The sequence below is a fragment of the Lacinutrix sp. 5H-3-7-4 genome (assembly GCF_000211855.2).
Classification (GTDB): Bacteria; Bacteroidota; Bacteroidia; order Flavobacteriales; family Flavobacteriaceae; genus Lacinutrix.
On record NC_015638.1, the window covers coordinates 292,838 to 305,531 of the forward strand.

Consider the following 12,694-nt stretch of genomic DNA (forward strand, 5'->3'; position numbering starts at 1 on the left):
ACGTTTAAGTTCGATTTAACACAAAAAAATTATTATTTAATAGCGCGTAACATATGGCGTTTTCCTGGTGGCCCTTCTACTTTTGCTACCTTAAATCCGGCTGTTATCATTGCTCGTCTTGCATGTCCTTGTGCACAATAGGTTACTAAAACTCCTGTTTTACTTACTGCGTTATACATTGCATTAAAAATGGGCTGTGTCCATAATTCTGGTTGTACTCGTGGTCCAAAAGCATCAAAATAAATTACATCGTAAAGTGCTACATCGTCTATTACATTAAAGTTTTTATTTTGCTTTTTTATTATAAAATTTTTAGACACCTCATAATAACTTTCCCACTTAGCGTCATGTATCGCATTAAATAACAATTGCTCTTCTGTATTATTTGCGTAATTTAATTGCTTTAATTCTTTTTTTAATACAGGAAATCCCTCAACACCTGTGTAGTTTATTTTTAGATTAGATTTTTGAGCTTCGATTGCTGTTAAAAAGGCATTTAATCCTGTACCAAAACCAATTTCTAAAATAGATACTTCTTTTTTATTTATGGATTTTAATTCCATAAAAAAAGCTAAACCGTGTTTTATATACACGTGTTTAGCTTCTTGTATTGCACCATGAGTAGAATGGTATTGTTCATTCCATTCTGGTATATGAATGGTTTTAGAACCATCTTTCGTGGTGATAATTTCGCGTTTCAAATTACTCTTTTAAAAGTACACCATCAGCTTCAAAAGAATAGGTACGTTTAGGTTCTGTTATTGCAGCAATTGCTTCTGCACTTTCTCCTCCATCTTCTGCATAATGTCTCTGTTCATCGACAGATACTTCTTTTACATAAGCTTTTCCATTAATAACAACTTCTTTTCCTTCTATATCTTTTGGCATGAAAAAACCGTAATCTTTAAATTTAACCATTACTTCTTCTCCATCAGCAAGATCTAATTTCATCCAGCATCCTTTTGCTTTACAAACTTCATTTACTGTTGCGGTAACTTTTGCATCAATACTATCTCCTACTTTCATGTTTTTATAATGCTCTTCCATAGATTTAGTATTAAGGGCATCATCTGCTATAATTTCTTTTCCAAAAGATTTGTATGAAACTGCTGCAATCTCTTCTTTAACTTCTTCTTTAGTTGCTTTCTCTTCGTTTTTACAAGCCGAAATCATTATTAATAGTGAGAAAATAATGGCGATTTTTTTCATGTTTTATAGTTTTATTAATTATCTAACAAATATAGTATTTTAAGCTATATTTCACATTTTTTTACTCTTATTTCTGTATTTTTGCAAAAAAGCTAAATATCTAAAAATGACTAAAACCAAACATACGTTAACCGTTAAAAAAGTTGAAAATTCTAAAATTAATTCTGTTGATTTTAATAATTTAACTTTTGGAAAAACCTTTACAGATTACATGTATTCTTGCGATTTTGTAGATGGTGAATGGACTAACCCAACTATTGAGCCTTATGGACCATTACAAATAGATCCTAGTGCAAGAGTGTTTCATTATGGTCAAGCTGTTTTTGAAGGTATGAAAGCTTTTAAAGACGCAAGTAACGACGTTTGGCTTTTTAGACCTTTAGATAATTTAGAAAGAATAAATAAATCTTCGGCCAGGTTAGCAATGCCAAAATTTCCTAAAGATTTGTTTTTGGAAGGTTTAACCACTTTATTAAACTTAGATAAAGATTGGATTAAAAATACTCCTGGAAGTTCTATGTATATTAGACCATTTGTTATTGCTACCGAGCCTGCTATTTCAGCATCACCTGCAAGTGAATATAAATTTATGATTATTTTGTCTCCTGCACAATCTTATTATGCTGGAGAAGTTAGAGTACTTTTTGCTGAAGAATATAGCCGTGCTGCTAATGGTGGCGTTGGTTTTGCTAAAGCTGCTGGTAATTATGCTGCACAATTTTACCCAACTAGCTTAGCACACAAAGAAGGTTACCAACAAATAATCTGGACAGATGCTAATTCTCATGAATATTTAGAAGAAGCTGGAACTATGAATATTTTCTTTAGAGTTAATGACAGCTTATTAACTGCACCTATTAGTGATAGAATTTTAGATGGTATTACCAGAAAAAGTATAATACAGCTTGCTAAAGACAATAATATTAATGTTGAAGAACGCCCAATAACAGTTAAAGAAATTAAAGAAGCTGCAACAAATGGAACTTTAAAAGAAATTTTTGGAGCAGGTACAGCTGCTGTAATTACTCCTATTTTAGGATTTAAACATCGTGACATGAAACACGAAATCATTCCTGCTAGTGAATCTTATGCTTCGCTTTTTAAAGAAAAACTCACGGCTATACAGTATAATGTTGCTGAAGATACTCATGGATGGCGTTATAAAATATAACAAATAAAAAAAGCCTTTTACTAAATTGTAAAGGGCTTTTTTGTTTATTTATTTTTCTAAAATCGCCTTAATATTGGGTTTAAAATAATTTGGCCCTTTTAAAACTTTACCATCTTCTCGGTATATTGGTTCTCCATTAGCATCAAGTTTACTCATATTACTTCGCTGTATTTCATTAAAAACCTCTTCAATTTTATGCTGCATACCATGCTCTATAATTGTACCACATAAAATATAAAGCATATCTCCTAAAGCATCTGCTACTTCTACTAAATCATCATTATTTGCTGCTTCTAAATATTCTTCATTCTCCTCTTTCATTAAATTAAATCGCAAAGTATTTTTAGAGCTTCCTAAATTAGCTTTTGGAGACTCTAAATGTCCAATTTTAAAAGCAGTGTGAAACGCTTTAACAGCTTCTATTTTATTTTTCATGTAATTCGGTTTTACTAGTAGTATTAGTTATTTTTGTATAAAAATAATAATATGTTTAGTACAGGACAATTAATCTTTGCCATTTGTTTTGCTATGGTTTTTATCTCTTTTATAATTTATACTTATAGAAAGGATATAAATATACATAGACAGCATTACAGAGGCGTTTTTTGGGTGCTTTTAGCCTTTGTAGGATTTATTGGATTAATAGCTGCTATAAAATTTCTATTATAAAATTATTTAAGCCAAACTTCTATTTTAAACACTTTGTAGTTATTTTTTTTGCATTCCTTAAATGCACAAAAATTTACTAACTTTGGCTAACCAACTAACTAATAGATTTATGAAAGCACTAAAATACATTTTCTTTTTACTACTTATTTTAATTATTGGCTTCGCCATATATATTGCAGTACAGCCTAACGAATTTTCTGTATCTAGAACAAGAACTATAAAGGCTCCTGCTAAAGTTCTTTTTGAAAAAGTAAATGATTTTAAAACTTGGAAATCTTGGTCTTCATGGGTTGAAAAAAATCCAGAAATAAAAATCACCCTATCAAACAAAACATCTGGTGTTGGTGCTAAATACACTTGGGAAGATAGTGATGGAATTGGCACAATGAAAACTATAGAAACAAACCTAAATAAATCTATAGATCAAGTTATGCAATTTGAAGATTTCCCTCCATCTCAAGTAGATTGGGAGTTTAAACCTAATAACGATGGCTCAACTAACGTAACTTGGAATATTGCCGGAAAAGACTTACCATTTAGTTTTAAAGCTTTTGCAGCAATTATGGGCGGTATGGAAAAGCAAATTGGTCCAAAATACGAGAGAAGTCTTGAAAAACTAGACAGCCTTGTTTTATTAGATATGAAAAAATATAGTATTGTAGTAGATAAGCAAACTACACAACACAGTGGTGGTTTTTATATTTACAATACTACAGCAACAACATTTGAAGATTTCCAGTCTAAAATGGCGACAATGTTTCCTCAAGTAATAGAATATGCTAATAAAAACAATATAACTATGGCTGGTGCGCCATATGTTTTATATCACAAATGGGATAAAGAGAATAATGCGGTAATATTTTCTTGTTGCGTACCAACAACCTCAAGAGTAATTACTACCAGTGACACTATTTTAACAGGGCAATTAGAGCCATTTAAAGCTGTAAAAACCACATTGAATGGTAGTTACGACAATTTGGAGCAAGCTTGGCTAAAGGCAAATCAAGCTATAACTAATAGTGGCTTAGAAAAGGATGAAAATGGTCCTGCTGTAGAAGCCTATTTAAACTCACCAATAAATACACCAAATCCAGCAAATTTAAAAACGGAAATATATATTGCTGTAAAATAATAGTCCACTACATTCTATTTAAAATGAAAAACTTAGTTTTAGTATTTATTGGTGGCGGTTTTGGAAGTGTATTAAGATACATTATTGGTAAGTACCTTAATAGTACAGAAAATGGTATCCCTTATGGTACTTTTACAGCTAATATATTAGGCAGTTTATTAATAGGTATTATTTTAGGTTTAGCACTTAAAAACAATTCCTTAACACAAAACCATACGTTATTATTAGCAACAGGATTTTGCGGTGGTTTTACAACTTTCTCTACTTTTGCTTACGAAAACCACATGTTTTTAAAATCTGGTGATTTTGTAAGTTTTGCTATTTATACTATTGCAAGTTTTGTTTTAGGATTTTTAGCTGTTTTTGGAGGTATGTTTTTAGCTAAAAGCTTTTAGTGTTTATTATAATCTTTAACACCTGCTTCTACTCTAACATTTATATAATTTTCTCTTGGTACAACCGGACATGAAAATTTTTCATTATAAGCACAATATGGATTATAAGCTTTATTAAAATCTATAATCACAGTGTTACCTGTTGGTGTTTTTAAATTAATATAACGACCACCACCATAACTTCCATCTCCATTTGTATCGTCTAGAAAGGATAAAAACATACTTTCATCTTTCTCTGTATCTTCTTTTAATTCTATATTTTGATATAAATTCAATTTATGATCTAAACCTTTTAAAGAAAAGGTTAATTCGCCATATTTGACATATAGCGGCGCTCTATTAGTTGTTGTTTTCATTTTAAAAGTTTTCTCATTTGGAGTACGTTTAAAATTTGCAGTAACAATATAAGTTGAATCAAATTTAAAAAATTCAAGACCTTCAAAAGTTTTTCTGTCTTTTTGCGATAGTGGAGATTTAGTAGCGTCTTTAAAATCTGCATTTAACTTACGCTGGTATGCTGTTTCACCTTTTAACGGTGTTTTTTGAGCACAACTTACTGTTGAAATAACACATAATAGTAACCAGAAAAACTTCTTCATTTTCATTTTTTATTTAATTCAAAAATACAACTTTAAAATATTTTGTTTAGCTTTGGATAATTAAAACATAGAAATACATGCGTTGCGTCATTAAAAATTATAAACAAATCACCACTTATAGACCTATAAGGAGGACTTGTTATATTATATAATGATGTAAATATCAAATAATACAATATTAAAAGTCCAACTCTATAGTTGGACTTTTTTATTTTACATATAAAACATCCAATAAATGACTTAAAAACAACATCTAAAACCAACCAAACCAATGAAAACGCTATTCAATAATTACTTAAACACTTTTAAAGGCCTCTCCAAAGAAGTATGGTGGCTTGCACTAATTACATTAATTAATCGTGCCGGTACAATGGTTATTCCTTTTCTTTCTATTTACTTAACCGAAGATCTAAATCTCTCGTTAGAAAAGGTTGCTTGGGTAATGACCTGTTTTGGCTTAGGCTCTGTAATTGGTACTTGGTTAGGAGGCAAATTAACAGATACTATTGGCTTTTACAAAGTTATGGTTGTAAGCCTTTTTTTTACTGGGATTTTATTTATTGCCGTACAATTTTTAAAAACGTTTGAGTCTTTTTGTTTGGGTATATTTCTACTAATGGTTGTTGCAGATACTTTTAGACCTGCCATGTTTGTTGCTATGAGTACTTATAGTAAGCCAAAAAATAAAACTAGAAGTGTAACCTTAATTAGACTTGCTATAAATTTAGGCTTCTCTGCCGGACCTGCAGTTGGTGGCTTAATAATTTCGGGTATAGGCTATTCGGGACTTTTTTGGGTAGATGGCTTAACTTGCATAGCAGCTACACTACTGCTAATTAAAGTATTAAACCCGAAAAAGGCAATTGTACAAGATGAAATAAAAATAGAGAATCCAGAATCTGCCTATAAGAACAAAAGCTTTATTATATTCTTTTTTGCAATGCTTGTTTTTGCTGTTATATTCTTTCAATATTTTTCGGCAATGCCTTTATATTACAAAGATGTACATTTATTAAATACTGTAGAAATAGGCTTACTTTTAGGCGCTAATGGCTTTTTTATATTTTTATTTGAAATGCCTTTAATTAGCTGGCTAGAAAAAACGAAATACAACAAAGTAAGTCTAGTATTATTTGGAGCCTTTTTAACAGGCTTAAGCTTTATTGTTTTAAATATTACAGCATGGTCTGGAATATTAATAATTGGTATGTTTTTAATGACCGTTGGTGAAATGATTGCTTTTCCTTTTTCAAACTCTTATGTTATGGATCTTGCAAAAAAAGGAAACCAAGGTGAGTATATGGCTATGTATATTATGTCTTTCTCTATTGCAAGTGTATTTGGTTTTAATGCAGGATTGCAAATAGTATCTGGTATTGGTTTTAATAGCACGTGGTTAGTAATGACAGCGCTTGCAGGAATTTGCATTTTACTTTTATTTGTTTTAAAATTATATATGAAGAAAAAAATTAATAGTAATGAACTTAAACCAAGTTACAATAGCCACTGAAAACACAAGACAACTAGTATCTTTTTATAAAAAATTAGGTTTAAAATTAATTGTAGATGCTTTGCCTCGTTATGCTAGGCTGGAATGTCCAGATGGTGAGGCTACTTTATCTATAAGCTTTACAGATGATATTTTATTAAGGAACAACACCACGCTTTATTTTGAAAATCAAGAGCTTGATGCTGTCGTTAAAACGCTTCAAAATAAAGGCATTACATTTAACCAATTACCAAAAAATGAGTCTTGGTTATGGCGCGAAGCCAAACTCCAAGACCCAGATGGTAATAATATTATTCTTTTTAAAGCTGGTGAAAATCGTAAAAATCCACCATGGCGTATTTAATTAGCTAAAATTGAAAATTCAATATTAGAAGCATTTAATACTGTATGCGTTTGGTTTTTAAAATCGCTTTCTTTGGCTTTATAAATATTTGGTACAAATGTTTGCGGATTTAAATCAATAAGTGGGAACCAAGTACTTTGAACTTGTATTTGCAATTTATGTCCTGCTTTTATTGTATGAAAAACATCTTGTAATTTAATAGTTACATCTGTAGTTTTATTAGGCACAAAAGGTTCTGGTTTTTCAAAGCTATTTCTAAAACGACCACGCATAACTTCACTTCTAACCATCATATGGTAATTACTAAGTTTTAAGTGATCTTGCATACCTTCTTCTTGCTCTTCAATGTCTCCAGGATGTACATCTATAACTTTAACAATCCAATCTGCATCTGTTCCTGTTGTTGCTACTTTTAAATTTGCTAAAATATCTCCTGCTAAAGTTAAATCTTTCTCTAATGCTTCAGTTTCAAAAACTAATACATCTGGTCGTCTAGCAGCAAAACGTTGATCGTCTGTCATATACTTTCTTGGTGTAAACACCGTTTTTATATCTTCAGAATATGGTACAGGACGTTTTAAATCACTAATAAAAACCTCTTTAGTATTTCCCTTTTTTGTTGTTGCTAATTCCTGGTTAGCATTTAAATACATTTTCTGTTTAGTAACGTTTTCTGGTGGCCAAGCGTTAAAACTACTCCAATCTTTTTTTCCAGAATCAAAAACATAAGCTTCTGGTAACCCTGTATTTTTATCGCCACTTCCTTTTAAAAAGTGATTAAAAAACTTTGTTTCTACTTGTTTTTGGTAGTTTAGAGATATTGAATCGCCAAAGAAATAATTACCTACATAATTTTTTTCGGCACTACTTGCCCAACGTCCGTGGTCCCAAGGTCCAAACACAATAGTATTGTAAGCTTCAGGATTATTTTTTTCAATAGCTTTATAGGTTTCTAATGGTCCATACAAATCTTCTGCATCAAAAAAACCACCAACTATCATAGTCGCTACAGTAGGTTTAGAATGTTTTAAATTTTGAATAAGTCCTTTTGGTTTCCAAATACTATCGTAATTTGGATGCTCTATAATTTCTTTCCAAAACACATCATCAATTCTATCTGTTTTAGAAACAGATTTATCATCGGGAGTTTCATATTGAAAATAGCTATTTAAATTGCTAAGTGGTCCAGCATCTAAGAAAAACTGATACTGATCTTGTGTTGGTAAATTTGGTAATTTATACCATGCAGAATCTGTAGGTTTATTTTTTGTAGTTCCGAAGAGAGAAACGGCTCTAAAATAGCTTAATAAAAATGCACCATTATGATGAAAATCGTCGAAAAAGAAATCACCAATACACGCTTGTGGCGATGCTGCTTTCAATGCTGGATGCGCATCTATAGTTGAATATGTTGCATAAAAACCTGGATAGCTAATTCCCCAAGTTCCAACGCGGCCATTATTATTTTCTACATTGTTTACAAGCCAATCTATAGTATCGTAAGTATCAGATGATTCGTCAATATCGTTATTATCTTTTTTATTAGGAATGTAAGCTCGCATATTATCGTAAACACCTTCACTCATCCAACGGCCACGAACATCTTGATATACAATAATATTACCTTCTTTCATTAAATGGACATTAGGACCTATTTTTTTCTTAAAATTATTCTCTCCATAAGGTTGACTACTATATGGCGTACGCATCATTATTATAGGGTATTCCTTACTTGTGTCTTTTGGAGAATAAATGGTTGTGTGCAACTTTATACCATCTCGCATGGCGATATCCACTTCTTTTTTGGTATAATTATCTTGTACATACGTATCTGTTTCTTGAGTAACAGTTGTTGTTGTTGTTGTTTTTAAATCTTTTTTACAGGACGTAAAAAGAATTAAAAGCGCAAAAGTGATTTTAAAAATGTGTTTCATTAAAGTAATTGATTGTTTAGATTGACTAAATTTACAAAAACAATTTCTCTCTATGATTAATATAAAAAATATAGGCTTCCTTTTTTTAATTTTAACACTATTTGGATGTAATTCTAATAAGAAAAACACTGTCTCACCTCCTAATATTACCAGTGAAAAACAAATTGAAGAAAAACAATTCCCTAAATTAGAGCCTAACCGTTATAATGTTGCGTTTTTAATAATGGATGGTACTTTTAATACAGAACTAACTGCGCCTTTCGATATTTTTCAACATACCATATTTAGAGAAAATATTAAGGCTATGAATGTTTTTACTGTTGCAAATACAGATAAACCTATTACTACATTTGAAGGCATGCGTATTACTCCAGATTATAACTATGTAAAAAATAAACTACCTAAAATAGATATTTTAGTAGTACCAAGTGCAGAACATCATTTAGATACAGACCTAGAAGATAAAGTAATGATTGATTTTGTTAAAAAAATTGATAAAGAAGCTACTTTTATAACATCGCATTGTGATGGAGCTTTTGTATTGGCAAAAGCGGGACTATTAAATAATGTTACTTCAACAACTTTCCCTAGTGATATTGATAAAATGCGAGAAATGTTTCCTAAACTAGATATTAAAAAAGAGGTGTTATTTGTTCATGATGGTAAATACATTACCTCTGCTGGTGGTGCAAAAAGTTTTGAAGCTGCACTATATTTATGCGAATATCTTTACGGAAAAGAAATTGCACAATCCCTCGCTGGTGGTTTAGTAATAGACTGGAATCTTAATAATGTACCACATTTAATTATTGAAAAGAATCTTTAAAGTTTTGTAGAATCCAACAAACGACTATCGATATCTAAATCTGAAATTTTAATAATCTTTAATTTACCTATGTCTTTATGCTTTGGGTTTACTAAAATATTATTTGCTATTGGCAGTATAGCACAAGGTACTTTTAATGCTAATTTTTTATTTTCTTTTAAAAAGTTATTTCCAAGATTTATAGTACTGCTTTTTGGTGGGTTATCTCTCCAATCGCTATTTAAATCTTTTATTTTTAGACTTTTATTAACCAAGGTATCTGGAATTTCCACTTCCATATAACCAAAATCGTTAGATAAATATTTAAAATCAAGGTGCACTAAAACCTCTAAAAGACTTGTAGATAAACTGTCTGAGAAATATAACATAGCCATACCTTTTTTATTCCAACGGCCACCATATAACCTAGAACCTTCACCAGATAAATCTTCTAAATATTGCTTTTTAGCTATTCTAAAACCTCGCATAATTAAGAGTAAACACCAAATTCTATACGGCCTAAAACATCTAAAATTAATGCAGTACCAAAACTGGTATCTAGCAAACTAATAGGTTTATTATAGTTTAAAACACGAATATCACTGTGCAACCAAGATGTGAAGTTATCTAGTGTTCCTAAAACTTCTATACCGCGTGAAACAACTTGAGCAATTTCTAGTATTTGCTCTGTACTGTAAACATTTAATAAATCACTATCACTTTTACGTTGAATTGTACGGTGCGAAACATGTATTAAATCACTCATGTGCTCCATAGAAATACCTAATAATTTACTAAGCGTTAAAACCGCAGATTTTGGCAATCCTTTTCTAGTAATTTGAATAAGATCAAAATCGCTGTTTATATCTTGAGAGATATTTGCACTACCTCCCAAAACACTTATAATTCTATCGTATTTGTTATCTAAGCCATAAAAAGTTTCTGGCTCATTTGCTAAGTTTTGAATACTAGATTCTTGTTTGTAAGGTTTCATGATTACGACATTTGACACAAATATAATTAATTTTGTCGTGATTTTAAAGTTTTAAACTAAGTTTTTTAATTACAAATTTTACAATCTTCTTTTTCTTGTATTTCTCCAACCAATACACCATTATCATTCTCAACAAAACCACAACAATCCATAAAACCTTGTGCAACCATTTTTCGGGCGCGTTGTATTTGAGATTTTACGGTTGGCAGAGTAAGTTGTAATTGTTTCGCAATATCTGCTTGCTTTAATCCTTTAATATCTGAAAGAAACAATGGTTCTCTATACTTTTTAGGTAAGCTTTTTAAAATGCCATGTAAGCATTCTTTTTCTGTGTGAGTAGATTGTTTTATTTGCGTTTGAGTTTCAAAATTTGCAATCTCAAACGTTTTATTATTTGTTTTAAAATAATCTAGTACTGAATATCTTGCAATAGAAAATAACCAAGATTTTAGTTTAGAAACGTCTTGCAGAGTATTTAACTTAGTATGAATTTTTACAAACACATCCTGCAATATATCATCTGCTACCGCATCATTTTTTACTTTACTAAAAATAAAACGTTTTAAATCATCAGAATATGTTTTCCAAATTTGTTTTGTTGTCATAATCATAATATTAAGTCGGTTTTACATAGAGTAAATTACATAAAACCAACTTTTAATTAACAATTACAATTTGTACAAGTACAACTCTCGCATGTACAAGATTTACAATTGCCTTTTTTACAACCTTCACAGTTACAGTTACATTCTATATTTTTCATGATTATTATTATTTAGTGTTTATATAATAGACTAAAAATTATGTAAAAAGATGCAAAAAAACTTTACAAATTTTAGTTAAACTCTTTTAACAGGATTATTTTTTACTACATGAGATAAAACAATTTGAGTTTTAACCTCTCCATAAACAATTAATTGATCTATAAATGATTCTAAATGTTTTTGATGTTTTAATACAACTTCCATTACAATATTTTCGTTACCAGTAATTCTATAACAATTTGTAACCTCATCATAAGTTTTTACTTTTTCTAAAAAGGGCTTTAACATGCCCATAAATGCTCTTAAGTTAATAATAGCTTTAAATTGATAACCAACAGCTATAGAAGAAACCATTGTATTATAGCTTTGTATAACTCCGGCATCTTCCATTTTTTTTATACGCTCTGAAACTGCTGGAGAGGATATGCCTACTTGTCTACCAATTTCGGCATTAGATTGTCTCGCTTGCTTTTGCAAACAATTTAAAATTTTCCAATTTAAATTATCAATAGTCATGTTTAAACTTTTTAAGCAAATATATTTAAAAATTAAAGCAAATAGTTGTTTTTACATTAATATCTAAATCCAACTTTTTAAACTTGTTATTAAATTTGATAAAAATTGAAAAAGAAAAATGTATTACAATCTTCCACCACATGTACCTAAATCGCCTATATATCAAAAGGCTCTGGATATATTTGCCTTATCGCAAAATATTTCTATTTATTTAAGAGACGATTTATCTTACTTAAAAAATAATGGAGAAGAAGACGAAAACATTTATGTTTCTGGTGACATTGTACAGCAATCTGTTTCTTTAGGTTCTGAAATTATAAAAGTGGAGTTAGAACATTGTAAAGAAAAAAAACACAAACAACTTTATAGTTTAAGAAGATTAACAAACAGGTTGTACCGAAATTGTATTAAACTAGAAAAATGCAATAGTAACGGAAAAGACTATCTTCCCATATTAAGAAAAGAATTAAAAATTTTTAAAAAGCTTCAAAACCATTGGGCTTTAACATTGTAACTATTTAACCAACCACCATTATTAAAAAAGCACTTAATTTAAATAAATTAAGTGCTTTTTATTTTTATAATAACTAATCGTTTTCTAAAGTCCCAAATAAATATAGTATAAGCAATTCATGTACTTTTTTGGAAAAAGC

Annotated in this window: 16 protein-coding genes; 7 read left to right on the forward strand and 9 right to left on the reverse strand. The window is 30.0% G+C overall.

Features of this window, described 5'->3' with window-relative positions:
* Window positions 1-32: 32 nt before the first annotated feature.
* Both mnmD and LACAL_RS01340 read right to left on the reverse strand, forming a co-directional pair.
* Entirely contained in the window at window positions 33-701 is a 669-nt protein-coding gene (mnmD, locus tag LACAL_RS01335; RefSeq protein WP_013868895.1) for a tRNA (5-methylaminomethyl-2-thiouridine)(34)-methyltransferase MnmD, read from the reverse strand.
* A gap of 1 nt (window position 702) precedes the next feature.
* Window positions 703-1,209 (reverse strand): DUF4920 domain-containing protein, encoded by a 507-nt coding sequence (locus tag LACAL_RS01340; protein ID WP_013868896.1) that lies wholly within the window; start codon window positions 1,207-1,209, stop codon window positions 703-705.
* A 106-nt stretch (window positions 1,210-1,315) separates the two neighbouring features.
* Here LACAL_RS01340 and LACAL_RS01345 point away from each other — a divergent pair, with 106 nt between their 5' ends.
* A complete protein-coding gene (locus LACAL_RS01345; protein WP_013868897.1) occupies window positions 1,316-2,380 on the forward strand; it encodes a branched-chain amino acid aminotransferase in 1,065 nt (354 codons plus the stop codon).
* 48 nt (window positions 2,381-2,428) lie between these two features.
* Here the strand turns inward: LACAL_RS01345 and LACAL_RS01350 are convergent, their stop codons facing one another.
* A complete protein-coding gene (locus tag LACAL_RS01350; RefSeq protein ID WP_013868898.1) occupies window positions 2,429-2,815 on the reverse strand; it encodes a nucleoside triphosphate pyrophosphohydrolase family protein in 387 nt (128 codons plus the stop codon).
* A gap of 343 nt (window positions 2,816-3,158) precedes the next feature.
* Between LACAL_RS01350 and LACAL_RS01360 the strand changes: the two genes are divergently transcribed.
* A complete protein-coding gene (locus LACAL_RS01360) occupies window positions 3,159-4,181 on the forward strand; it encodes an SRPBCC family protein (protein WP_041301652.1) in 1,023 nt (340 codons plus the stop codon).
* A 23-nt stretch (window positions 4,182-4,204) separates the two neighbouring features.
* Entirely contained in the window at window positions 4,205-4,576 is a 372-nt protein-coding gene (gene crcB / locus LACAL_RS01365) for a fluoride efflux transporter CrcB (protein WP_013868901.1), read from the forward strand.
* Here the strand turns inward: crcB and LACAL_RS01370 are convergent.
* The gene (locus LACAL_RS01370; RefSeq protein WP_013868902.1) at window positions 4,573-5,175 is read right to left on the reverse strand and encodes a DUF1684 domain-containing protein; all 603 of its coding nucleotides are present in this window, start codon (window positions 5,173-5,175) and stop codon (window positions 4,573-4,575) included. The genes crcB and LACAL_RS01370 overlap by 4 nt on opposite strands.
* 271 nt (window positions 5,176-5,446) lie before the next feature.
* On the opposite strand from LACAL_RS01370, the gene LACAL_RS01375 reads away from it, so the two are divergent.
* Together LACAL_RS01375 and LACAL_RS01380 are read left to right on the forward strand one after the other, a co-directional pair.
* Complete coding sequence (locus LACAL_RS01375) at window positions 5,447-6,685, forward strand: MFS transporter (protein ID WP_013868903.1); 1,239 nt, start codon at window positions 5,447-5,449, stop codon at window positions 6,683-6,685.
* Window positions 6,654-7,028 (forward strand): VOC family protein, encoded by a 375-nt coding sequence (locus LACAL_RS01380; protein ID WP_013868904.1) that lies wholly within the window; start codon window positions 6,654-6,656, stop codon window positions 7,026-7,028. Before LACAL_RS01375 ends, LACAL_RS01380 begins: the two co-directional genes overlap by 32 nt.
* Here the strand turns inward: LACAL_RS01380 and LACAL_RS01385 are convergent.
* The gene (locus tag LACAL_RS01385) at window positions 7,025-8,962 is read right to left on the reverse strand and encodes a CocE/NonD family hydrolase (RefSeq protein WP_013868905.1); all 1,938 of its coding nucleotides are present in this window, start codon (window positions 8,960-8,962) and stop codon (window positions 7,025-7,027) included. The two genes, LACAL_RS01380 and LACAL_RS01385, sit on opposite strands and share 4 nt — an antisense overlap.
* 52 nt (window positions 8,963-9,014) lie before the next feature.
* On the opposite strand from LACAL_RS01385, the gene LACAL_RS01390 reads away from it, so the two are divergent.
* Window positions 9,015-9,788, forward strand: coding sequence for a DJ-1/PfpI family protein (locus tag LACAL_RS01390; protein ID WP_013868906.1), 774 nt, complete (start codon window positions 9,015-9,017; stop codon window positions 9,786-9,788).
* Here the strand turns inward: LACAL_RS01390 and LACAL_RS01395 are convergent.
* From LACAL_RS01395 to LACAL_RS01410, 4 genes are all read right to left on the reverse strand, one after another.
* Window positions 9,785-10,255 carry an RES family NAD+ phosphorylase gene (locus LACAL_RS01395; RefSeq protein ID WP_013868907.1) on the reverse strand — a complete coding sequence of 157 codons (471 nt, stop codon included), beginning with the start codon at window positions 10,253-10,255 and terminating at the stop codon, window positions 9,785-9,787. The two genes, LACAL_RS01390 and LACAL_RS01395, sit on opposite strands and share 4 nt — an antisense overlap.
* Before the next feature lie 2 nt (window positions 10,256-10,257).
* Complete coding sequence (locus LACAL_RS01400; RefSeq protein ID WP_013868908.1) at window positions 10,258-10,761, reverse strand: antitoxin Xre-like helix-turn-helix domain-containing protein; 504 nt, start codon at window positions 10,759-10,761, stop codon at window positions 10,258-10,260.
* A 65-nt stretch (window positions 10,762-10,826) separates the two neighbouring features.
* Window positions 10,827-11,372 (reverse strand): sigma-70 family RNA polymerase sigma factor, encoded by a 546-nt coding sequence (locus LACAL_RS01405; RefSeq protein WP_013868909.1) that lies wholly within the window; start codon window positions 11,370-11,372, stop codon window positions 10,827-10,829.
* A 228-nt stretch (window positions 11,373-11,600) separates the two neighbouring features.
* Window positions 11,601-12,041, reverse strand: coding sequence for an Lrp/AsnC family transcriptional regulator (locus LACAL_RS01410; protein ID WP_013868910.1), 441 nt, complete (start codon window positions 12,039-12,041; stop codon window positions 11,601-11,603).
* A gap of 118 nt (window positions 12,042-12,159) precedes the next feature.
* Between LACAL_RS01410 and LACAL_RS01415 the strand changes: the two genes are divergently transcribed.
* Entirely contained in the window at window positions 12,160-12,555 is a 396-nt protein-coding gene (locus LACAL_RS01415; protein WP_013868911.1) for a hypothetical protein, read from the forward strand.
* Window positions 12,556-12,694 lie beyond the last annotated feature (139 nt).

What these genes read in the sequence shown, in the direction of transcription:
- LACAL_RS01340 (WP_013868896.1), bottom strand. Translation starts at nt 1,209, where the DNA reads ATGAAAAAAATCGCCATTATTTTCTCACTATTAATAATGATTTCGGCT.
- LACAL_RS01345 (WP_013868897.1), top strand. Translation starts at nt 1,316, where the DNA reads ATGACTAAAACCAAACATACGTTAACCGTTAAAAAAGTTGAAAATTCT.
- LACAL_RS01350 (WP_013868898.1), bottom strand. Translation starts at nt 2,815, where the DNA reads ATGAAAAATAAAATAGAAGCTGTTAAAGCGTTTCACACTGCTTTTAAA.
- LACAL_RS01360 (WP_041301652.1), top strand. Translation starts at nt 3,159, where the DNA reads ATGAAAGCACTAAAATACATTTTCTTTTTACTACTTATTTTAATTATT.
- crcB (WP_013868901.1), top strand. Translation starts at nt 4,205, where the DNA reads ATGAAAAACTTAGTTTTAGTATTTATTGGTGGCGGTTTTGGAAGTGTA.
- LACAL_RS01370 (WP_013868902.1), bottom strand. Translation starts at nt 5,175, where the DNA reads ATGAAGAAGTTTTTCTGGTTACTATTATGTGTTATTTCAACAGTAAGT.
- LACAL_RS01375 (WP_013868903.1), top strand. Translation starts at nt 5,447, where the DNA reads ATGAAAACGCTATTCAATAATTACTTAAACACTTTTAAAGGCCTCTCC.
- LACAL_RS01380 (WP_013868904.1), top strand. Translation starts at nt 6,654, where the DNA reads ATGAACTTAAACCAAGTTACAATAGCCACTGAAAACACAAGACAACTA.
- LACAL_RS01385 (WP_013868905.1), bottom strand. Translation starts at nt 8,962, where the DNA reads ATGAAACACATTTTTAAAATCACTTTTGCGCTTTTAATTCTTTTTACG.
- LACAL_RS01390 (WP_013868906.1), top strand. Translation starts at nt 9,015, where the DNA reads ATGATTAATATAAAAAATATAGGCTTCCTTTTTTTAATTTTAACACTA.
- LACAL_RS01395 (WP_013868907.1), bottom strand. Translation starts at nt 10,255, where the DNA reads ATGCGAGGTTTTAGAATAGCTAAAAAGCAATATTTAGAAGATTTATCT.
- LACAL_RS01400 (WP_013868908.1), bottom strand. Translation starts at nt 10,761, where the DNA reads ATGAAACCTTACAAACAAGAATCTAGTATTCAAAACTTAGCAAATGAG.
- LACAL_RS01405 (WP_013868909.1), bottom strand. Translation starts at nt 11,372, where the DNA reads ATGATTATGACAACAAAACAAATTTGGAAAACATATTCTGATGATTTA.
- LACAL_RS01410 (WP_013868910.1), bottom strand. Translation starts at nt 12,041, where the DNA reads ATGACTATTGATAATTTAAATTGGAAAATTTTAAATTGTTTGCAAAAG.
- LACAL_RS01415 (WP_013868911.1), top strand. Translation starts at nt 12,160, where the DNA reads ATGTATTACAATCTTCCACCACATGTACCTAAATCGCCTATATATCAA.